This window comes from Paenibacillus sp. GM2, assembly GCF_900069005.2.
GTDB lineage: Bacteria > Bacillota > Bacilli > Paenibacillales > Paenibacillaceae > Fontibacillus.
The window spans coordinates 2231015-2253371 of the sequence record NZ_LN831279.1; the positions used below are offsets into that span (position 1 = coordinate 2231015).

At 48.7% G+C, this 22357-nt stretch carries 18 protein-coding genes; 6 read left to right on the forward strand and 12 right to left on the reverse strand.

The window, feature by feature from the left end; translation table 11 throughout:
- From mutL to BN1360_RS19825, 8 genes are all read right to left on the reverse strand, one after another.
- Positions 1–1148, reverse strand: a 1148-nt coding sequence (mutL, locus tag BN1360_RS19790; protein WP_148466623.1) for a DNA mismatch repair endonuclease MutL, incomplete at its 3' end; no start/stop codon positions are given.
- A 459-nt stretch (positions 1149–1607) separates the two neighbouring features.
- On the reverse strand, positions 1608–4529 hold the full coding sequence (gene mutS, locus BN1360_RS19795) for a DNA mismatch repair protein MutS (RefSeq protein WP_068781593.1): 2922 nt from the start codon (positions 4527–4529) through the stop codon (positions 1608–1610).
- Positions 4530–4623: 94 nt separating this feature from the next.
- Entirely contained in the window at positions 4624–6075 is a 1452-nt protein-coding gene (locus BN1360_RS19800) for a putative amidoligase domain-containing protein (protein WP_068781594.1), read from the reverse strand.
- A gap of 871 nt (positions 6076–6946) precedes the next feature.
- Positions 6947–7489, reverse strand: a complete 543-nt coding sequence (gene cotE, locus BN1360_RS19805) for an outer spore coat protein CotE (RefSeq protein WP_068781595.1) — start codon at positions 7487–7489, stop codon at positions 6947–6949.
- A gap of 271 nt (positions 7490–7760) precedes the next feature.
- Positions 7761–8744: an aromatic acid exporter family protein gene (locus tag BN1360_RS19810; protein ID WP_068781596.1), complete on the reverse strand. Its 984-nt coding sequence runs from the start codon at positions 8742–8744 to the stop codon at positions 7761–7763.
- 162 nt (positions 8745–8906) lie between these two features.
- The gene (locus BN1360_RS19815) at positions 8907–9743 is read right to left on the reverse strand and encodes an ABC transporter permease (RefSeq protein WP_068781597.1); all 837 of its coding nucleotides are present in this window, start codon (positions 9741–9743) and stop codon (positions 8907–8909) included.
- Positions 9715–10524, reverse strand: a complete 810-nt coding sequence (locus BN1360_RS19820; protein WP_068781598.1) for an ABC transporter ATP-binding protein — start codon at positions 10522–10524, stop codon at positions 9715–9717. The genes BN1360_RS19815 and BN1360_RS19820 overlap by 29 nt, the downstream gene beginning before the upstream one ends.
- Positions 10525–10551: 27 nt before the next feature.
- Positions 10552–11556: an ABC transporter substrate-binding protein gene (locus tag BN1360_RS19825; RefSeq protein ID WP_068781599.1), complete on the reverse strand. Its 1005-nt coding sequence runs from the start codon at positions 11554–11556 to the stop codon at positions 10552–10554.
- A 191-nt stretch (positions 11557–11747) separates the two neighbouring features.
- On the opposite strand from BN1360_RS19825, the gene BN1360_RS19830 reads away from it, so the two are divergent.
- The 3 genes from BN1360_RS19830 to BN1360_RS19840 all read left to right on the forward strand — a co-directional run bounded on the left by BN1360_RS19830 (position 11748) and on the right by BN1360_RS19840 (position 12972).
- A complete protein-coding gene (locus BN1360_RS19830; RefSeq protein ID WP_195714285.1) occupies positions 11748–12284 on the forward strand; it encodes a hypothetical protein in 537 nt (178 codons plus the stop codon).
- A 131-nt stretch (positions 12285–12415) separates the two neighbouring features.
- A complete protein-coding gene (locus tag BN1360_RS19835; protein ID WP_068781601.1) occupies positions 12416–12739 on the forward strand; it encodes an ArsR/SmtB family transcription factor in 324 nt (107 codons plus the stop codon).
- A 14-nt stretch (positions 12740–12753) separates the two neighbouring features.
- A complete protein-coding gene (locus BN1360_RS19840) occupies positions 12754–12972 on the forward strand; it encodes a hypothetical protein (RefSeq protein ID WP_068781602.1) in 219 nt (72 codons plus the stop codon).
- Positions 12973–13071: 99 nt separating this feature from the next.
- Here the strand turns inward: BN1360_RS19840 and BN1360_RS19845 are convergent, their stop codons facing one another.
- The gene (locus tag BN1360_RS19845; RefSeq protein WP_068781603.1) at positions 13072–14589 is read right to left on the reverse strand and encodes a carboxypeptidase M32; all 1518 of its coding nucleotides are present in this window, start codon (positions 14587–14589) and stop codon (positions 13072–13074) included.
- A gap of 440 nt (positions 14590–15029) precedes the next feature.
- On the opposite strand from BN1360_RS19845, the gene BN1360_RS19850 reads away from it, so the two are divergent.
- Together BN1360_RS19850 and BN1360_RS19855 are read left to right on the forward strand one after the other, a co-directional pair.
- Entirely contained in the window at positions 15030–15590 is a 561-nt protein-coding gene (locus tag BN1360_RS19850) for a beta-class carbonic anhydrase (protein ID WP_068781604.1), read from the forward strand.
- A 62-nt stretch (positions 15591–15652) separates the two neighbouring features.
- On the forward strand, positions 15653–16825 hold the full coding sequence (locus BN1360_RS19855) for a MalY/PatB family protein (RefSeq protein ID WP_068781605.1): 1173 nt from the start codon (positions 15653–15655) through the stop codon (positions 16823–16825).
- Positions 16826–16885: 60 nt separating this feature from the next.
- Here the strand turns inward: BN1360_RS19855 and BN1360_RS19860 are convergent, their stop codons facing one another.
- Together BN1360_RS19860 and BN1360_RS19865 are read right to left on the reverse strand one after the other, a co-directional pair.
- The gene (locus tag BN1360_RS19860) at positions 16886–17470 is read right to left on the reverse strand and encodes a GNAT family N-acetyltransferase (RefSeq protein WP_229521059.1); all 585 of its coding nucleotides are present in this window, start codon (positions 17468–17470) and stop codon (positions 16886–16888) included.
- 127 nt (positions 17471–17597) lie between these two features.
- Positions 17598–18161 (reverse strand): cupin domain-containing protein, encoded by a 564-nt coding sequence (locus tag BN1360_RS19865; RefSeq protein WP_068781606.1) that lies wholly within the window; start codon positions 18159–18161, stop codon positions 17598–17600.
- Positions 18162–18355: 194 nt separating this feature from the next.
- Between BN1360_RS19865 and mprF the strand changes: the two genes are divergently transcribed.
- Positions 18356–21094, forward strand: coding sequence for a bifunctional lysylphosphatidylglycerol flippase/synthetase MprF (gene mprF, locus BN1360_RS19870; RefSeq protein ID WP_068781607.1), 2739 nt, complete (start codon positions 18356–18358; stop codon positions 21092–21094).
- 71 nt (positions 21095–21165) lie between these two features.
- Here the strand turns inward: mprF and BN1360_RS19875 are convergent, their stop codons facing one another.
- Positions 21166–22209: an HD-GYP domain-containing protein gene (locus BN1360_RS19875; RefSeq protein ID WP_068781608.1), complete on the reverse strand. Its 1044-nt coding sequence runs from the start codon at positions 22207–22209 to the stop codon at positions 21166–21168.
- Between the last annotated feature and the right edge of the window lie 148 nt (positions 22210–22357).

The following is a 22357-nucleotide window of genomic DNA, read 5'->3' on the forward strand; positions in this document are numbered from 1 at the left end:
ACGTTGCCGGCGGCCGAACCATCGGCAGGGCCGCTTGTTCCCGCGCGGCCCTCCTCTGCGTCCTTCGTCACCTCAGGACGCGTGAAGTGGAACTGTTCTTGAATCACAGCCTGAGTGTTGCCTCGGCCGATATTCTGCTTCACCACCTGGGGAATCAGCACCTGCTCAGACAGCAGGGAGCGAATGCTCTCCTCAACGAAGCCGTTCAGCTCCGGCTCCTTACTGAATCGCACCTCCAGCTTGGCCGGATGCACATTGACATCGACCAGGGAAGGATGCATGTCCAGCATCAACACGCCAAGCGGATAGCGATTAATCGGCAGCAGCGTATGATAAGCGCGAAGCATCGCCTGATGCAAACCCTGGTTGCGGATATATCTGCCGTTAACGATCGTCGACATTCCGCTGCGATTCGAACGTGTCAGCTCAGGTCGGCCAATATAACCGGTTAGGCGATAATCCAGGTTTTCCGCCTCAATAGCTACCATGCCCTTGGAAGTGTTCACTCCATAGATCGCTGCAATGACCTGCAGCAAATCTCCGCCGCCCTGGCTTTGCAGCAGCATATTTCCGTTGTGCCGGAAGGTAAACGCAATCTCCGGATGGGAGAGCGCCTGCCGGTACATGACATCTGAGATATGGCCAAGCTCGGTCTGAATTGTCTTCATATATTTCAGCCTTGCCGGGGTATTGTAGAATAATTCCTTAACGGTAATATCTGTTCCTTGAGGGGTGGCGATTTCTTCGTTCAGCTTCAAATTCCCGCCTTCGATCTCAACAGCCCGTCCCAAGCCTTGATCGCTATTCGCTGTTACCAATCTTACCTTGGCAACAGCGGCGATACTCGGCAGAGCCTCACCCCGGAAGCCAAGGCTGCGAATCTGGAACAAGTCGCGGCCCTGCAGCAGCTTGCTCGTCGCATGACGGTAGAACGCTGCCTCACAGTCGTCAGGATCGATCCCTGAGCCATTATCAATGACCCGAATCAGGGACAGTCCCCCTTCCTCCACCTGTACCTCAATGCTCGTAGCACCGGCGTCGATTGCATTCTCCACCAGTTCCTTCACCACAGAGGCGGGCCTTTCTACAACTTCCCCCGCGGCGATCTGATTGGCAATATGCTCGTCCAGGACAACTATTTTAGCCATTGCTCATTCCCCCCTCAATCAATCCATTCCTCATCATGCTTCAGTATGGTGCTTCAACTAAATAATCGCAATAGTAGCCATAGTACAACTAATAAAGTAAAGCTAGAACTCGGACAAACATCATTTTAAGTATTTAACGTTCACCTAAAGTATTGGTGTTTACAGATACTACGAACACGAGCCCACTCCACCATGTAAAACACTTACCCATCGTTTTTGGGTTACCCTGAGACCCCGGATTAGGCCCAGACTTTCCTCTAACGAAACTGGATATCGCTATTTAACCATAATCGTAGTGCCAGAAATCGTAACGAAACAGGGTATCGTTATTTAAGCAAATTATCCGCTCAAGACGTTGATTTTTGCCGAATAACGTTCTGTAGTTTCGTTAAACTTTTTTAGCCGCTATTTTTACGGAAATAACGCTCTATAGTTTCGTTAGAGTTTATAATGACTTGTTCACAGCTCATTTGCCTTCATTTTCAGCTCATTAATCAACTGCATCGCCTGAATCGGTGTCATGTTCATCAAATCGGCATGCTTCACCATGCTCACCATCTGCTTCAACGCAGCCGGCTGATGAACAGCAGAGGCTTGCTTGCCTTGTCTTGGCTCGGGCAGATCATCCTCAAACATCGATAGTTGGACAACCTCACCGGCCGCATTCTGAGCTGCACCAGGGATATCCACATTGGCAGCACCTGACAGGGAGCCATTGCTTCCTGTTCCATTGCCGCTAGGACCAAGCCCTTCCGGCTGGCCTGTCCCCCCCGTTTCCGAGCTTTGCCGTACTGAAGAGTAATCCGTACCAGCCTCACCAACAACGGAGTCAGCTTCAAGTTTTCCCGTAGAAATCTGTTCACTCGAAGCTACGCTCCTCACATCTTCAGAAGTATGTTGACCGCTTATTCCAAGTCCGGCAGCATTTGTGCCCCGATTTCCGGCAAGCGGCGCAATAGGATCTTCCTGCCGAGCTGCTGCCGCTTCCGCCGCCGACAGTTCAAAGCCCTGCAGCAAACCGTATGCGCGGTCAATGATGCCTTCCGGCAGCCCTGCCAGACGGGCGCAGTAGATCCCGTAGCTGGAGTCTGCCGCGCCTGGGATCAGCTTGCGCAGGAAATGGACCTTGTCACCGCTCTCCTGTACAGCCATGCTGTAATTGCGGAGACTCGCCAGACTTTTATCCAGCATAGCCAGCTCATGGAAATGCGTTGAGACAAGCGCCTTACAGCCGATATGATCATGTACATATTCGATTACCGCTTGCGCGATGGCCATGCCTTCGCTAGTCGACGTTCCGCGCCCCAGCTCATCGATAATAATCAAGCTGCGCGGAGTCGCCTTCTCCGTCATGATCTGGATGTCGGCCATCTCGACCATAAACGTACTCTGCCCGCCGATCAAATCATCAGCGGCCCCGATCCGTGTAAAGATACGGTCCACCAGCGGTATTTCTGCTTTTCCCGCCGGTACAAAGCTGCCGATCTGCGCCAGGATGGAAATAAGCGCAACCTGCCGCATATACGTACTCTTCCCAGCCATATTGGGACCGGTAATCAATAGAATGCTTGCTGCATCCTTACGCAGATCAGTCCCATTGGCGATAAATGCCGCATCGCTCAGCACCGACTCCACCACAGGATGCCGGCCCTGTTCAATCACCATGTCGTAACCTTCACTGAGGACCGGACGGACGAATTTTCCATCCGATGCAACGATAGCCAGTGAGCGATACACATCGATCTCCGCGATTCTCTCCGCCAAGGACTGCAGCCTCGTGATCTCCGCCGCGATCTTCTCGCGCACCTCCTGGAACAGCGCGTACTCCAGGTCGACCATTTGCTCCTCTGCTTCGAGGATGAGACGTTCTTTCTCCTTAAGCTCCGGAGTGACATAACGTTCGGCATTGGCCAGCGTCTGCTTCCGTTCATAACGCCCTTCCGGCAGCATGGACAAATTGGCCTTGGTCACCTCGATGTAGTAACCAAACACTTTGTTATAACCGATCTTCAATGACTTGATCCCGGTCAATTTCCGCTCCGATGCTTCCAGCTCGGCGATCCAGCGTTTTCCGTTCACGCCCGCTTCCCGGAGCTCGTCCAGATGAGCGTGGAAGCCCTTCTTAATAATTCCACCATCACGCAGCGATATCGGAGGCTCGTCCGCAATCGAAGTCTCGATCATCTCGGCCAGGTCCTCGCATATATCGATGCTGTCAGCGATTTTACGCAGCGTGTCAGATGCTGAAGCCGCACACAGTTGCTTGAGTGCCGGTGCTTGCCGTAAGGAAGATTTCAGGGCGATCATATCCCGCCCATTTGCACTGCCAAAGGCAATCCGTCCGGTCAGACGCTCCAGATCATAGATCTCGCCAAGCAAGATGCGAAGGTCCTCCCGCAATATGAAGTCGCGATGCAGCGCATCAACCGCCTCCAGCCGCTCCTCAATTCTGCTTCTCTGCAGCAGCGGTTTATCAACCCAGCGACGCAGCAGGCGCGCGCCCATCGAGGTCTCGGTCTTATCAAGCAGCCACAGTAAAGATCCCTTCTTAGAGCGCTCCCGCACCGTCTCTACCAATTCCAGATTACGACGGGTAAATGGATCAAGGATCATATATTGCTCTGGCTCATAGGCCGTGATCTTTGTAAGCTGCCCCAGCGAACGCTTCTGGGTCTCGCTCAGGTATCCGACAAGCAGAGAAATTCCCTGCTGACGCTCCGGTTCAAGCCTTAGCCAGGCTGCTTCACCAAATTGCTTGCGTCCCGTCTCTTCCTTTCCCCGATCCCAGGGGGTATACACAACTGGCTTGCCAAGCGTGGACGCCTGACTTTTGATCCATTCAAGCAGCTCGGCGTCGCCAATGATCTCGGACGGATCATACAGTCCGATCTCGTCACGGAGCCATTCTTTATTGGCAGGAGCGGAAGTAACATAAAGCTCGCCTGTTGAGAGATCGCAGACCACCAGCGCCATATTGCCGCTTTGTTCGGTAACGCACAGTATGTAATTATTCGTATGCTCCGCCACCGTCTTGCCTTCCATGATCGTACCTGGCGTAACCACCCGTACAATTTCACGTCGGACGACGCCTTTGGCCGTGGCAGGATCTTCAACCTGCTCGCAAATCGCCACTTTATAGCCTTTTTCAATCAGGCGCTGAATATAGGTCTCAGCCGAATGATAGGGGACGCCGCACATTGGAATCTTCTCGGAAGTGCCTCCGTCGCGGCCGGTTAACGTAATCTCCAGCTCCTTGGACGCCAGAATTGCGTCATCAAAGAACATTTCATAAAAATCGCCCAAACGAAAAAACAGAAAGGAATCCTTCGCCTGAGCCTTCACACTCAAATATTGTTGAATCATCGGCGTATAGTTAGCCATGAGAAACCTCCACATTACCATTTATAATAGACATTTTTAGAGTCCATTTATAAACTCGCACTAGAAGTCTATTATAACAGAAAGGAATGGAGGCTTACGAGTGATTTTGTATTTTCCAGGGCCTGCGAATGTCGGTGGATTCATCCCAAGTTGCCCCTGACTTTACAGCCTTTAAAAATGGGTCCAGATATTTTTCATAGCGACCAAAGCCTTCGGCCTCCGCGATATCTGATAATAGCGAAAGGATCGATGGCCTGATCCGCTCCGGCTGACCATTGTAAAAAGCGCGGAACACTTCCTCATCTTGCAATGGTCTTCGCTTGAAATGTCCCGGATTCTCCGCAACTAGCCTGGCCAAAGCGATAACTCCTTTGGTGACTAGAGGCGAGATGAGAAAGCTGGGCAGTGTGCGATATTCGAAGCCGCCATAGCTTTTGACTCGGTAATCGCCCAGAAATCCGTAATTCGGCCTGCGGCGAAAGCTGCTGTTGTCCTCAAGCAGAAATACAGGGAGCGCCAAATAATTGTCAAGAATTCGTAAAAATTCGCTGGTCAGTGGAACTCCGCTGAAATGGACATGACCGCCTAACGGAAAGCCGCGTTGCGGCATCCCCCCGGCCTGCCAGAGCAGATTTCGGTCAGAAATGTGAGTATTTGCCGTTCGAAAAGCATGCAGCAGATGGCGGACAACCTCCTCTGGCTCACGCCCTGGAGCAGGGCGCAGTTCCGCCAGCGGCAGCAGTCTGCGGCCCTGAAAACGAAGCACATCGCAGCCCGCTTCTCCGTGATGGCTGAGGAACCGCGAAGCAGGCACAACTTTGCCCGTATGATGGTTATAGAGTATAAATTCCGGATCCATTCCGATGAACACCTCGGCTTCCTCGCTGGAGAACTGATCCAGCTCCCGCAAATGCTCCGTCATCGCCTCCGCGTACAGTTGCACCGTAGCAGGATCGGCAAAATCAAGGATGGGTGAGACCTCTTCAACCGTATACTGGCCTTCCTCGCCTGCAGCGATAACCACTTCCCCCATGTCAAGACCATACGCATACAGCGCTCGAATCGCCGTCTTCCCCAGCCGCCTCCATAAGGGTGTGCCCTGTTCCGGTTCAAGCCCGGGGGAACGGACAATTCCTGAGCGTCCTAGCGGAATTGCACGCAGGGCACGCAGATGAAATACGCTCACTTTGAATCGGCGCTTGTATATTCGTTGTCTACCGGGCCTGGAGGAGGATTCAAAAGAAGCAAGTAAACCAGCGGTAATCAGACGTTGCTCTCGCTCAGTTAAAGTAAGCTTCATATAACGACCCAGCTCGCGGTTGATATTCCATTCAATAACCTCATCCGCCAAATAGGCCTCTGGCAGCCCGTAGACGAGGTTGTTTATACCGATTGCAGAGTCATTCTCCCATGTACGAGGATTGGCAACAGGGTCTTGCAGAACACGGTAGGGCCCAGCTAACGCGTTAAGCTTATGGGTCATTTCCCGGGAAGATACACTGGTGGGCATACAGATTCGCAGGATATGGCTTTTTTTAGCATTCATTTCGTGACACCCCCACTCAGCTTGAATTAATACCATTTGGATCCCCGTCCATAGATAAACCGTTAACAACCCGACTACCCAGGCATGGACCATTCAATCCCTCAAAATTAAAAACAAAAAGAGGGCAGCCGCCCTCGACGACGACGCCCCTGCCGCATATAGTAGACTATAATCCAATTACCCGCTTCTTAAGAGGTAGCTCAAAAAGTCCGCTTTTGATCACGAAGTAAATCAGGATGTATTCTCAGCATCGAATCTTGAATTCAACCGGGCCCTCCGGGGTTCATGTACTCCCTACGTACACTCCACTCCTCGGTCCCTAGCTTCATTCAACCTTCTCGGTGCTGAAAACCGGTCTTTTTGAACCGTACTTATAAGAGGTAGCTCAAAAAGTCCGCTTTTGATAAGAAAACCGATCGAAGTTATTCTGAGATGAGCGACCGCGATGTAAAGGTAGGTTTTCTTGCGATATAGAATTTCATCAGCTTCCGCTGATAACGAAATAAATTCTATATCTAACACGAAGTAAATCAGGATGTATTCTCAGCATCGAATCTTGAATTCAACCGGGCCCTCCGGGGTTCATGTACTCCCTACGTACACTCCACTCCTCGGTCCCTAGCTTCATTCAACCTTCTCGGTGCTGAAAACCGGTCTTTTTGAACCGCACTTATAAGAGGTAGCTCAAAAAGTCCCCTCGGATCACGATTTAGACGATCAGCCAAAGCTTATCAAGACAACGCTTATCGGAGCAGGAATCTCGGTGCTGCTTGGTGCTGAAGGTCTGACTTTTTGAACATACGTTTTAAGGATGTCAAAAAGCTTCGGGGCTCAAACTGCAATGCAGCAGCTCGCTTCTTGAAGCACTCTCCTAAAGCTCGTCGTCGAGGAGGTCTGGATCTAAATCCTCGTAATCCTCGGAGTCAGATCCGAAATCATATTCTTTGTCTTCCGCATTGCCAGGCACGACAAGAATATTCAATTTCGTCTCTGCCACGAGTTCTACGGCGAATTCACGTTCTACACGAATCGATACCCGCCCGTCGCCAGTCACACTTGCCTCAACGGTGCTCGGCTCTTGCGTTGCCTCCGCAGTAACCTCCACCGTTGAAGGGCGGTGTCTGGAATCCAGGTAATTGAGCGGAACATTCTCTACATAAGACACCGTTTCTTTTGCTACCTCGGTCTGCGAATTTTTATCATAGGAGTACCAGATGTTGATATCGTAAGTACCAATAACTTCAATTCCGTCGCCGGCCGCTACCGCTTCATACTGGTGGTTGATAATCCAGGCCCCCAGAATGCTAGACGGCTTGTGAGGCGGAGTCACGGTATGTGTTACGGTAGAGAACTTACGACCTTTTCCGCAGATCGCTTTCGTGATAATCTCTCTACTTTGATATTTCAATGACATGTTAGAACCTCCTCCATACATCATTCCATACATATGTATGCGGGACATAGGCAAATGTTGAATATGTAAGCATAAATAATTATGTGAATGCCTATAAGTCAAGCATTATCCATCCATAATCCTTAAAAAATATATATGTAATGATAACTCAAAATATTTGTTGTCTGGTTATTTCGCAATCGATAAAGAACCTCTCGGCCCTTTGTGCAAAGGCACCCCGAGAGGTTCTTTATTCGCTACAATATGAACAAAACATGTGTATTTTCCTGGCTCAGGACTCTTCTGCCTCAGCTCCAGCCGTATTCTGAACCGTACGACGCGACTTGTCCTTCTTAGCGATATCAAGGAAATAAGCTAGCTCGCGGGAGAGTTGCAGGAGATGGGCACGCAGCTCGAATTCTTCCCGCGATGCTGGCAGTTTCATCTGCTTGAATTGCTGGTCAAGCTGGAGCTGCATTTCCTCCGTCTGCCCCGAATAGAACTCCCGGGTTACATCAATACTAAGCTGCTCAAACAGTGTAGCTACAGCTTCCCCTTGCGGAATCCGTTCATAAACTAGAGAGATCATCTCAAGCATCCCCTCAATTCGATCCAATTGCTGCTTGCGCATATAGAAATAAACATTCCATGCCTCATTCGGCGAGATCAACTGGTTCTCAAGGGCGCGATTCGCAGAAGCCAGACCTTTGTCTACCCATTTTCCAGCCTCAATCAGCTCTTTGCCATCCCATAGATGCTCCGGATCGCGCAGAGATGCCGCAATATGCTTAAAAATAACCGAAAATAGCCCGTCCACTTTAAAGCGGATTTTGAACAGCTTATCTTCCTCCTTCGGCATATAGAGCAGGTTTACGATCATAGCAGAGCCCAGACCGATCAATAGCAATTCGATCTGCGTTGCCATCACCTGCAGACTGATCATCTCGCCGCCGAATACGCGGAACACCACGACAGAGCTTGTAACGATCCCTTCTTTGAATTTCGCGCGGGAAAGGAGTGGGAATGCGATTAAGATGTAAACGGCCAACACCCAAATATGGAAGCCAAGTATGTAGAAAAGAATAAACGCCATTATTAATCCTAAGATAGAAGCGAAAAACCGGGAGGATACCGTTGCAATGCTGCGTTTTCGCGTTACATCAACTCCCAGAATGGCCAGCAGGCCGGCGGATAGTGCGCCTTCGATGTTAAACGCATCGGATATGATGATAGCCAGTACCGTGGCGATCGCTGTCTTAATAACTCTGAATCCCATCTAATTAATCACCCTTTAATTAACAGACTATAGATATACCATTTGAACATTTGCGCAAAATTAACCTGAAATTTCTAGGTATATCATTCGCTCTATTTCACTTCATCATCGTACTCGATTTGCTAACGACGGGCAATGCGGCAGCAACAAAAAAGAAGGAGCTTACCGCTCCTTCAGCAGTTTGCGTTCAATATATACGACCATCTGGTACATCGCCGTCGCCACAATAGCAATAATGACCAGACTGGACAGCACCAGGGTGAAGTTAAACACTTGAAAACCATAAACGATCAAATAGCCTAGCCCGATTTTGGCTACGAGGAACTCTCCGACGATGACACCTACCCAGGCCATACCCACGTTCACCTTCAAGGTGGATACGATCGTAGGAAATGAGGCAGGCAAAATCGCTTTTAAGAATACGTCGCGACGTGAGCCGCCAAATGTTCGAATCACCTTGATCAGGTTCTGGTCAACCTCGTTAAAGCTGTTGTATACCACCAGAGTCGTTACGATAACCGTAATGGACAGGGTCGTAATCACGATCGCTGTATAACCCGCTCCGAACATCACGATAAATATCGGCCCTAGTGCCACCTTAGGCATGCTGTTGAACACTACCATATAGGGGTCCAGCACTCTGCACAGAAACGGCGACCACCAGATGAGGACGGCCAGAGCTGTTCCGATCAACGTGCCAAGCAAGAACCCAACCGCCGTCTCAGCTACTGTGATTCCAAGATGCGGCCACAGTTCTCCGGACAAGGCATCTTTGGCAATTTGCCGGGCGACCTTGGACGGATAGCTGAAGATTAGGACGTCAATCCATTTCAATTGGCCAGCCAGCTCCCATAACCCGATGAAAATAAACAGAAGCGCTAATTGCGTACTTAGCACAAGACGTTTACGCCTGTTCTTTTGCCGGCGATGCCTGTGCCATTGATCCTTAATCCAATCCTTCTCCTCATGTTTAACCTTCAAAGTTTGTGTGAGCGACATCCTTCATCCCCCTCTCCTCCGAAGTCTCCAGATCGCGCCATATTTCCTGAAATAACTCATTGAAGCCCTCTTCCTCTCGAGCATAAAAAGGCTGCAGTGTTCGAATATTGTCCGGGATTTCATAAGTACTCTTCATTCTTCCCGGCTTTGCGGCAAGCACAATAACCCGGTCGCTTACCGCAATAGCTTCTGACAAATCATGCGTGACTAGTATCCCGGTCTTGCCCCTTTGCCTCAGCGTATCCACAACAAGATCCTCCAGCTGAAGCTTCGTCTGATAATCAAGCGCCGAGAAAGGCTCATCCAGAAGCAGCAGATCCGGGTCTGTTGCCAAAGTACGGACGAGCGCGACCCGCTGCCGCATCCCCCCTGAGAGCTGATGCGGGTACTGATTCGCTGTATTCTCCAGCCCCATCCCCTCCAGAAGCTCCATGACCATAAGGGTGCTGCGTTCATTTAATCTTCCGGTTAATTCAAGACCAAGCTGTGCATTACCCAGAATCGTTCGCCAAGGAAATAAATAGTCCTGCTGCAGCATATAGCCGATCTCGGGAGTTGGCCCCGTTATCGGCTTGCCATGCAGCAGCACCTGCCCCCGGGACGGGGACAATAATCCGGCAATCAGTGATAGAAGCGTGGTCTTGCCGCAGCCGCTTGGGCCAACCAGACTGATAAATTCCCCCGCATTCACAGCCAGATTGATCCCCTTGAGTGCAAGTATCGCTTCCCGATCCGTTAAATATAAATGATCCAAATCCTTCAGTTCTACGACAGGAACCACCGCTCACACTCCCTTCCATCCGGTTAATTATTTGGAACTCGCCTTAACGGCAGCTTCCGCAAAATCGTTGTTAACGACCTTTGCCATCTCTACGCGTTCTTTCAGTTCTCCCGCACTCTCCATAACATCAAGCAGGTTGTTCCAGGCATCTTCATGCAGGGCTGGTGTTGTAGCGTAGGTTCCCTGCTCGAGATAGCGCTTCACTGAACTGGTCAGAATGTCCATATCTGTATCCTTGAAGTACGGCGCTATCGTCTTCGCCGTCTCCTCCGGCGTATGGGATCCCACCCACATCTGGGCCTTATAGATCGCGTTCGTAAACTTCTGGACGGCATCCTTATGCTTATTCATATAACTCTGCTTGGTCATGAACACCGTATAAGGCAGCTGTCCGCTCTCTGTTCCAAACGAAGCTACAACATGGCCCTTGCCTTCACGTTCAAATATCGAAGCCTGTGGTTCGAATAATTGAACATATTGCCCTGTACCTGATGCGAACGCAGCGGCTATGTTGGCGAATTCAATATTTTGAATCAATTCCAGATCGGCATGAGGATCGATTCCATGCTTCTTGAGTGTGAACTCACCAGCCATTTGTGGCATCCCGCCTTTTCTTTGACCGAGGAAGACACTCCCGTTCAACTTCGACCAATCGAAATCACCTGTCGCATCCCTTGCTACAAGGAAGGTACCATCCGTCTGTGTTAGCTGGGCAAAATTAATGACTGGATCTTCCGCACCTTGTTGGTATACATATATGGATGTTTCAGCTCCCACCAGAGCTACGTCTATCGCACCGGACAGCAACGCCGTCATCGTCTTGTCTCCGCCAGCCGTCGTCTGCAGCTCGACATTCAGACCTTCTTCCTTGAAGAATCCCTTCTCCAGGGCAACATATTCGGGGGCATAGAAGACTGAACGCGTAACCTCACCGATTCTGATCTTCGCCCCGCCCCCGCCTGCACAACCCGTCAATCCCGACGTCAACAGCAGCAGAAGAGCCATCAGCAGCATCGCATTTCGCTTGAACATGCCTGTCACCTCTTTCACAGTCACCATAAAATTAGGCTTTGTTCTATGTGTATGCGTGAACTGGGCAAATGGTTAAGTCACCGGAGAGGTGTGATGCCGCTCTATTGTCGAGATCCACATCAGGTTTATCCCATTTCAATTTTTAGCTGTATAATGTTGAGAGGAACGTGATTTATATACTGATTTTAAAGTTGAAAAGATTTGAATGGGATTCGCTAAGACCTGAAGAAGTGTGCCAGGTTTGCTTCGAGCCGCTAATACGCATTTACAAGCAAAGAATGGCCGATCATCCTTTAGAAAATAGCGAAGTGATCAAGGAAGATTTTTATAGTGATCTTACCAAGCGTCAACGGGGATTGTTTTCATTTCACGTATTTTATGATCACGCGGTTGAGTCGCTAGAAGAATTTTATTGGTGGAGTACGTATTTTGGGGCACAGCCCAAAATTTGGTCGGCAATCCAATCCGGAGTCAACTATTTGGGGGATGAACCTATGCTGCAAATTCTCGATGACATCGGGTTGGTTCTTAAAGCCTACCCTCATCCGCGTAATTTGGACGAGTTTAATGTAACGCGTGAAGATTTCGTCCGTAACCAAGCATTGCTGGATTCCACCTCCCCCTTGTTCACTAAATTCAAAGCATCCTCTCCCTTAACCCTACAGAAGATCGCAGTTATATTGGCGATAACCTCAAGGAATTCATCGTGTTCGAAGATTAGCTCATAAATCAAATGTCCTCTGAATCTTTGGAAATATAGAAAAACGGATTTGAGATTACTCAAGTCCGTTTTTCTATTCAATCCAAACTGCTTATTAAGTGTTGTTTATTTATATCACATGTAATAAAATTATTACATATGAAAAACAATTTAACCGGTGATGAACTTTTAAAGATTTTGGAGGCATTGTCAAATCCATATCGGCTCCATATTATTGCAATGCTTCGTCAGGAAAAAAAATATGTGAGCCAGCTTGCCAGGGAGTTAGGTATTAGCAGACCCTTGCTCTATTTGCACTTGCAAAGATTGGAGGACGCCAATCTGGTCAATGGATACCATGAAATTTCCGATAACGGAAAAGCAATGAAGTATTATGAGATCAATCCCTTCAGCATCGAGTTGAATGAGGACTTGATCGCTAAGGCAGCAAGCAGTTTAACCGTCAGAAATCAATTGCAATGAGGAGCTGAATCATTTTGAGTATTATCTATCCCAATATTATTATTACTTTGATTCCTTTACTCGTATTTATCATCATAATCTATTATGTCATTAGTATTGCTCGACGAATGGGGAAGCGCGCTGACGAACGGCTGAAACTGGATAAGGAAAATGCACATCTGCTGCAACAACAAATGCAAGAAGTAAATCTGCGTTTAACCCGCATTGAAAAAATGCTTAAGGAAGTAGATTGATTCTCAAAAGAGAGTAGTCGCAAAGACAGTTGACACTTTGTAAAAAGAAAAAGGTACGAAACCTTATGGTTTTCGCACCTTTTTTCTTTGGATATCCAATTATAATTTGTAAACTTCTTTGTACTTCTGCTCCAAATAATCGGCCAGGTAGTCTGGATTGAGATCTTCGCCTGTCACCTGCTTAATAATTTCCGCAGGCTTGAGCGATTTGCCGTATTTATAGATTTTATCAGTTAGCCAAGCTTTGATCGGCTCCAGATTGCCAGCAGCAATCAGGCTGTCAAACTCAGGCAGCTCTTTGCGAATGGTATGGGCAAATTGGGCTGCGTACATATTGCCAAGCGCATAGGAAGGGAAGTAACCAAAGCTGCCTCCGGACCAGTGCACGTCCTGCAGCACTCCTTCACCGTCATTGGACGGGGTAACTCCGAGATAGGACTGGTATTTCTCATTCCATACCTGCGGCAAGTCGCTAACGGCCAAACCTTCGTTGAAGATCATCTTCTCGATCTCATAACGAATAATAACATGGAGGTTATAGGTTAACTCATCTGCCTCAATGCGAATAAGCGAGCTCTCCACGCGGTTAATCGCCCGGTAGAATCGATCGACAGACACATCCTTCAGCTGTTCTGGGAACTGCTGCTGCAGCTCTCCATAGTAGCGATTCCAGAACTCACGGCTGCGACCGATAAAATTTTCCCAAAAGCGGGATTGTGATTCGTGAATGCCCATCGAAGTCCCCTGGCTAAGCGGAGTCCCGTTCAGCTTGGAATCCACGTTCTGTTCGTAAAGCGCGTGACCGCCCTCATGCAGCGAACTGAACAAAGCGCTTGTCAGATCATCCTCATAGTAATGCGTAGTTATCCGCACATCTCCCGGATTAATCGTCGTCTCAAACGGATGCTCGGTCTCATCGACCCGACCCCCGTCGAGATCATAGCCGATCTCCTTCAGCATAGCCAGACTGAACTCGCGCTGCTTGGCGATATCAAATGTACTGTCCAGGAAGGACGCATCCGGTCTGTCCGCAGCTTCTGCAATTTGCTGGACCAGAGGTACAAGCCGATCACGAAGGCGTCCGAAGACTTCATCCAGCTTCTCCACCGTCAGCTCAGGTTCATACATATGTAAGAGCGTATCGTAACGAGTGGCCTTCGGTCCCCAGTAGTCGATGAATTCCTGTGTTTTTTCCACAATTTTTGTTAGGTAAGGCTCAAAGCCGGCATAATCGCTATTTCTCTTGAAGTCGGTCCACAGTGTCTCCGCATGTGAGACAAGCTCTGTATATTCTTGGAACTTCTGCGGCGGAATCTTTACGTTATAGTCATATTGCTCCTGCACGGTGCTAACGAGACGTTTGCCCGTCTGATCAAGCTCAGCGAGCACCTCCGGCCGATTCAAATAAGCTAAGTAAACGCCCATTTCCTCGGAAGTTTGCAGCTTGAAATGTTCCGTAGCCAACGTACCGATTGTAGCGGCACGCGCCTCGGCTCCGTTCTTTGGCGCTCCGGTTCGCAGATCCCAGTGCAATAAGGCAACTGCTTCATCATAACTGGTCATTTTGCGAAGAAGATCCCGGAACTGCTCCCAGATTTCCGTCGTTTTTTGATTCATCCCATATTCACCTCTCTTTTGGATTTGGGCCCATCTCTGTTCATTATCTAGAAGATGTTATCCAGCTACATAAATAGAACGAACACACCATGACATTATCACAGACGAGCCCTATAATTCAACGTGACTTCAAGCGGGATACCCCCAAGCTCGTATATACGGCAGATTTATATTTGAAATTTTACAGCGGTTTTCCTGGAAGTGATTGTATGGTGAACAGGATATCATATGCCTTCCACATCGAAGCTCATGGCAACCCGGCTTAGCGGATGACCACAAAGGGCCTTCCATTGACGATCCATTTACGGATTAGCAGAAGTTTTTTATTTGCACAGTTCTCTTGCTGATACTTTTTCAAATACGTATAATTAAATTTTAAGCGGATTTATTATTTGTTGTCCATATTAGAGCCCCGCTTAATTTGAAAGGAGGTTCACACTATGAACCGTGTAGAAACTATTCTAGAGCATAACCGCCACTTTGTTGCGAACAAGGACTATGAGTCTTATATCACTGACAAATATCCCGATAAGAAGCTGGCTATTGTTACCTGTATGGATACAAGACTGGTAGAACTGCTTCCGAAGGCCATGAATCTGAAAAACGGCGATGCAAAAATAATCAAAAATGCCGGAGCAATTATTTCGCAGCCTTTCGGTAGCGTTATGCGTAGTCTTATCGTAGCGATCTATGAGTTAAAAGCAGAGGAAGTGTTCATCGTCGGACACACCGGATGCGGGATGGCTGCCATAAACTCGGATAGAGTTATCGAAACGATGCGGGAACGCGGCATTTCCAACGAAGTCCTGGATACATTGGAGCATTCCGGAATCCGACTGAACAAATGGCTGCGTGGTGTGAATAACGAGAAGGAAGGCATCATTCATACGGTTGGCATTGTGAAAAATCACCCGCTCCTCCCGGCTAACCTTCCGGTTCACGGCCTGCTGATCGACTCTACAACCGGAGAATTGGAACTGATCATTAACGGGTATGAATAACTGCATGATATATCTGCAGATAAATAGATCATCTCGCAACTTAGAAAGGAAGGCAGTAAAATATGACTTATCAGTTTGATGAACAATTCGAACGAAAAGGAACGCTCTCTTTAAAATGGGACCAAGCTGAGAGCTTGTTTGGCGACCCGGAGGTTCTTCCGCTTTGGGTAGCCGACATGGATTTCCGTTGTCCGCCGGCCGTCATCGAGACCGTTAAGCAGCGGGCTGAATTAGGGATGTATGGTTATACAATTCGAACACAGGAGTATTTGGATGCTATAATGAGCTGGTTCAGCAGGCGCCATCAATGGCAGATCCGGCCTGAATGGCTGACGGATACGCCAGGAGTCGTTCCTGCGCTCGGGATTGCTATCCAGGTATTGTCCGAACCAGGTGATCAGGTGATTCTTCAATCACCAGTATATAATCCGTTCTACGATGTGATTCGCAAGAACGGTCGCCGGGTTGCCCTGAACCCTTTATTGCTTCGCAACGGCCGTTATGAGATGGATTATGAACAGCTTGAGGGTTTAATGCGTAACGGTGCCAAGCTATTGCTGCTCTGCAGTCCTCATAACCCGGGCGGCCGCGTATGGGATCGAGAGGAGCTGGAGCAATTGGGACGGCTGTGCGAGCAATATGATGTCCGCGTCATCTCCGATGAGATCCATTGTGATTTGATCCTGGCCGACAAGAGGCATATTCCGTTCGCAACGCTATCGAAGGGCATCGCCGACCGTACTGTCACCTGTCTTGCACCATCGAAGACCTTCAATATGCCCGGCCTTCATTCCTCGTTTACTTGCATCTCAAATCCCGAGATTAAGCAGTTGTTTGATGCGCAGGTTCAGACGCTTGCTGTAGGCGGAGTCAGCTTCTTCGGGCCCCCGGCTACTATCGCTGCTTATAACGATAGTGAAGATTGGCTTGAAGCGCTGCTTCAATATGTACGTGGCAATATGGAATATGCGGTTTCGTTCATTAAGGAGCAGATCCCTATGCTGAATCCGATTGTATCGGAAGGAACTTATCTGCTATGGGTAGATTGCCGCAAGCTTGGGCTGAATCCCGATGCTCTGAAGCAATTGATGTATCAGGAAGCCAAGATCGCCTTCAACGAAGGCTCCATCTATGGCGAACAAGGAACAGGCTTCCTTCGTATTAACCTGGCCTGCCCTCGCGCTCTGCTCAGCAAAGCGCTGGATCAATTCAAAGCGGCCGTTGAGCGCGTATAATATTTCAGGGGACCCTATCCAGGGTCCCCTGTTATTTTGGCCTCCATTACAGATGAAGTCCTATAAATCATTCAGAAGACAATACTGCTGCAATGAGCTTCCGGGCAGCGGAATGGTCTTTACGATATGGTAATGATAATGCTCATACATCGGCAAGTTGCTCTCCGTCTGCGTCTCCAGCGAGCATATTGCCTTTTCCTCCTGACATTTCTCCAATAGAGGCCTCATGATTTGCGAGACATAACCTTGCCCCCGATACGGTTCCTGAACGGCTAACATATCCAGATGTAAATATTTATGCCCTCCCAGCATAGAGAGCCAGGATGAGTCCATTTGGCGAAGAATCAAGATGCCGCGTACGAAGCCGTGAAGCCCTATATAACGGCAGATCGGCAAGGATTTACTTATTGCCCTGGCAATTCCAAGCCAATAGCCCATTTTTGAACGCCATGTTCTCGGCTCCCGTTCCGAATGAAAGATCAGGGCTACCGCTTCATAGCGCTCCGAGGTTGTTACCAGGTCAGAATAGGGGTATAACATCTCGATATAATGCTTGAAAAATATGTTCAGCACCTGTAATCTTGACTTCTCGTCCGGCAAAATATGACGGTATAGCGGGTCATCCATCGCAAAAGCTTCGGCCATTACAGCGGCCGCTCTAGGAATGTCCCGCCGACCGACTTGATGTAATTTACTACAAATAGTTCCACCTCATTTAGTATAAATCCAAGTGTATCTAATCCCCATTATATCACTTCCTAATCAGCCAGGATCAGGAGCCCTTCATATTGGGAGATATATTTGCCGATTCAGTATAGCAACCGACCGGAGGACCTAGAATAACTGCCTCCTGAATCGGTGCTACCGCCTTCGCGTAATCCTCCTCATTAATGCAATAGGCACGCTGCATGACCTCCTTCGGAATACCGCGCAGGAAATCCGCCCCGTAAACAATATCCGGTGTTGGCTGATCGAATATCGTAAGCAAATGTACATGTTCACTTTCAGCAATAATCCAATGGAACCAGCCCTTAGGCAGCAGCGATATTTGTCCTGGCTTCAAATAATAGCACATCAATCTTCTGGTAAAAGGATTAAACACAGCCGTAATAACCTCGCCGGATATGACGAACACCATTTCATCGACATTTGTATGCCAGTGTGGTGTAATGATAATCCCCTTCGTCATATGAACATTAAAGAACCCTGTCTTAATCGCCGGAAGCTGCCTGCCGAACACCTGAGTTATATAATTTTGCGGATCTCGCTTATAGTTCAACACCTGATTCGAATCTGCCGCGAGCTGCAAATTAGGCTCCTGCAATAAGTCCACCATAATCTTGTTCCTCCTCATATAGGTATGCGTCTATTCAGCATATGCCCAGGGCAGGAGAATGACACTGGCAAAGCAGCGAAGCGGATCCGTCTTTTTACCGCGAAGATGAGCTTCAGTGTGACGGCAAGGTTTGACATATTCTTTTACCGGACACCATAATATAATTACTTATGCCATAAGGGAGCTTATTTAATATGCAGCGCATTCGAAGTCTCATCAATAGATTACATATAAAAAAATGGATCTCCACCCTGTATCAAATTAAAGCACTTCGGCTCATTCCTCCCATTGTTATCATCGGTCTCGTGTATTGGGAAGGCCAAAAAGAATTCCGTACGATTCATTGGGGTAAAACCTTGTACTATCTGCGCCATATTCACCCGGAGACCTTATTGTTTCTATTCTGCTTCTCCCTCATCGCAGTCTCCATCATGACCCTATATGACCTGTTAATCAGACGTCATTTCCAGCTTCCGCTAAGCCGCGGGCAGACGTTCAGATACGGATGGATTGCGAATACCTCCAGCAACCTGCTGGGCTTCGCCGGGCTTACCGGAGCAGGCATAAGGACCGCGCTGCTGCGCAGCCGCGGAACCTCGTACTCCACAATTGCCGCTGCCGTTGGTTTCCTATCCACCATTCCGTTTACCGGATTATCTTTGCTTGCCTGGTTCAATATTTCCGCGGTCTTTCCCGCTGGTCAAATTACAGAGGTCCATCACTGGCTCATCTACGCAGTATGGGGCTCCGCATTATATTTGCCGTTATTTGTCCTTCTACAGCGAACGACGCTGTTCTCTAAATGGTTCAATCGCGACCGCGGGCAGATGCAGTGGCGAACCATCGTCTCGGTAATTACCGTCTCCTTCATGGAATGGCTTTTCGCCGGGCTTACTTTCTGGTTCATTTGCAGAGCTTTTTTCCCGAATCTATCCTTTACTGCAATCTTTGGGATATATATAGTAGCAGCGATTGCCGGTATGATCAGTATGGCGCCCAGCGGGATTGGCGGCTTCGATCTGACGGCGCTGCTTGGACTTCAACTGCTCGGACATTCTCCGGAGAAAAGCGCAGTTGTCCTCATTTTGTTCAGAATTCTGTATTACATTCTGCCCTGGTTGATCGGCCTTATTATGGCGGCCTTTGAATTTTCAGGGGATCGCAAGAAAGGGGCTCCTCCGGGTGCATCTGCTGAATTATCGCAAGCAAGACCTGCAAGGAAGTCATTGGACGAGAGCGTTGAGGCGGCAAATGTCGAAAATAAATGGCAGAAGCTGCGCCGTTGGCCAGGCCCTCTCGGTTTCATCGGGGAAGTTAGCGCCTGGTCATTAAGCAAGCTTGTGTTTGTCGCGGGGGCGCTGTTGATTCTATCAGCCGCTACCCCCGCCCTGCTCTACCGGTTCCACTACATTGAGAATATTCTGTCATTACCGATTATGCGTCTATCCCATCAGCTAAGCGTCGTCATCGGCATTATGCTGATCGTGCTGTCGCGGGGAATATCGCTGCGGGTCAAACGCGCCTATTCCTGGACATTCCTCCTGCTATGCAGCGGTGCTATTTTTACTTTGGCCAAGGGATTTGATTATGAAGAGGCCATCATTCTACTGGTCATCGCACTTTTGCTCTGGATGTCAAGACAGCAATTCTACAGATTATCGGTTCCTCTCCGAAAATATCATATTATCGGTTGGATGATCATTACGACATGTATTGCTGGAGTATATTACTTCATCGGGGCCAGTACACGTCCTTTTCTGAAGAAGCCTTTTCATTTTCACGTTGGCGAGCATGCGCCAAAGCTGCTAGGATCCAGCGCATTCATTCTCTCGGCCGTGAGCGGACTGCTTCTTGCCTGGCTTCTGCTGACCCTCTATTACTTGCTTCGTCCAAAACAGCTGAATATGCCTGGCATTAGTCATGCAGATCGCACTAAACTATGCGATTTCCTGGAGCACTATCCCGGCAATATGCTTACTCATATGTTATTTACCGGAGATAAGAGCTTCTTCTGGGCAATGGACCATCAAGTGTTGATCCCTTATGCAAAGATTCACAACAAGCTCGTTGTACTGGGGGATCCGCTGGGACCTAAGGAAATGGTTAGCGAAGCGATCCAGCAATTCCAAAGCTATGCCGATCAATATGCATTAGAGAGCGTGCTCTATCAGACGACTGCTGACTATCTGCCGCTCTATCATGAGAATGGGTACCGTTTCTTCAAGCTGGGTGAAGAAGCGCTGGTAGACTTGAGCAGCTTTACCTTGAGCGGAAAGCGTAATGCAGCTCTCAGAGCGGTGCACAACCGCTTCGAACGAGAGGGCTTCCGGTTTGAGATTGCACCTCCGCCCCATCCGGAGAAGCTGATGCAGAGGCTGAAATATATTTCAGATCAATGGCTTCGAGGAAAAAAAGAAAAAGGCTTCTCCATCGGCTGGTTCGATGAAAATTACTTGCAGCTCGCGCCCCTTGCTCTGATTAGCGATCAAGAAGGCCAGGTAATCGCCTTCGCTTCCATCGCTCCTGTCTATGACCATGACGTTACTTTGTCCGTAGACCTCATGCGCCATCTTCCAGAAGTGCCAAATGGAACGATGGATCAGCTGTTCCTCGGTCTGTTCGAATTCGCCAGGGAGCAAGGTTATGCCCGCTTTAATCTTGGAATGGCTCCGTTAGCCAGTGTAGGCAAAAGTCAGGCAGCGATGCGGGAAGAGAAGCTCGCGCATATTCTGTTCGAGCATGGTGAGAGCCTTTATGGATTTACCGGCCTCAGGAACTATAAAGAGAAATTTGCGCCAAGATGGGAGCCCCGATATCTGGCATATCCGACGAACGTCTCTCTGCCGGTGCTGCTGCTCGAACTAGTCAGCTTGGTGTCACGCAAGCCGTATAAACAGCAGAGCAAAACCAAACAGACCATCAAACAGATATGAAACCTAAAGCGCCAGAGGCCAAATGAAGGCCGCTGTCCGGGATATTCCGGCAGCGGCCTTCATTTGGCCAATTACATAAATACATCTGTAATCTCGATATTCCGTTCCGTCGATAAATCGTAAAACTTCTGCTCCGATTGCACTAACGGCCGGAAGATGTCCGAAGGATTCGTCCATACAATGGTTGCGGTATCATCGTTGCTGAGCCGTACCTTCTTCCCGATAAAGTTAGGCATCAGATTGCGGGTCAGCACTTGAACTGCCCGTTCATTTAATACACCAAAACCAAGTTCATATATTTTGCGAAGCACGGTCAATAACGCAAGCTTGTTGCCGTTGTCATCCGGAGCGGTCATATCAACATATGCATTCGCTACCGCCACGATTTGAGCGTACGGATGAATTTGATCCCTGTACAATCCATGCGGATGGCCGGAGCCATCCTCCCGCTCATGATGCTGCAAGGCCACCAAGGCAATCATTTCATCGGTCATCGAATCCCGGATAATGTCGTAGCCATATCTCGTATGTTTTCGAAGCTCCACCTTCTCCTCATCGCTCAAAGGATGGGATTGATTGCGAATTTCCTGCGGTACTTTGCTCTTGCCAATATCATGCAAATACCCCGCTTTACTAACCGCTATACACTCTTGCTTGGAATAACCCAACCAATAGGCGATGTAATAAGACAAGAGTCCTACTTGTAAGGAATGATTATAAATGTTGACGTCATCCTGCCCGAAATAAATCAGCAGGGACACAACATCCTTCTTCTCATCTATGACCTCAAGCATGGGCTGAAGCTTGTCATCCACCATCGATTGATTGAATTTCCCGGTAGTCAACGCCTCCAGGAAGATCGACTGGTATCCCTTGATCGTGAGCTCGAAGTTCTCATGCAATCGGCTGGAGAATCCCCTGCGATCAAGCCCGAATAAAGCGCTTGAATCAACCCGCGGCTCGATGTCGATATAGTCGATGCTCTGCCTGTACAGAAGAGCAATTTCTTCCTTATGTATGCTCGTTCCCTTTGGTAATACGTGAAGCCCGGCACGGGTAAACAAATCCGATTGCAACCGGTCCCCATCCTTGAGATCAGTAATATGCATTTTCATAAAATACTCAGCCTCCTCTCGACTTAGGCCTTCTTCATCTGACGAATCTATGACGTATAGGTGTATGTAACTGTATCACAATAATCGCGGCACTTCGCACTATTAATATCGAATAAAAAGCGCTTTCTCTAAATAGTACTTAAGATTC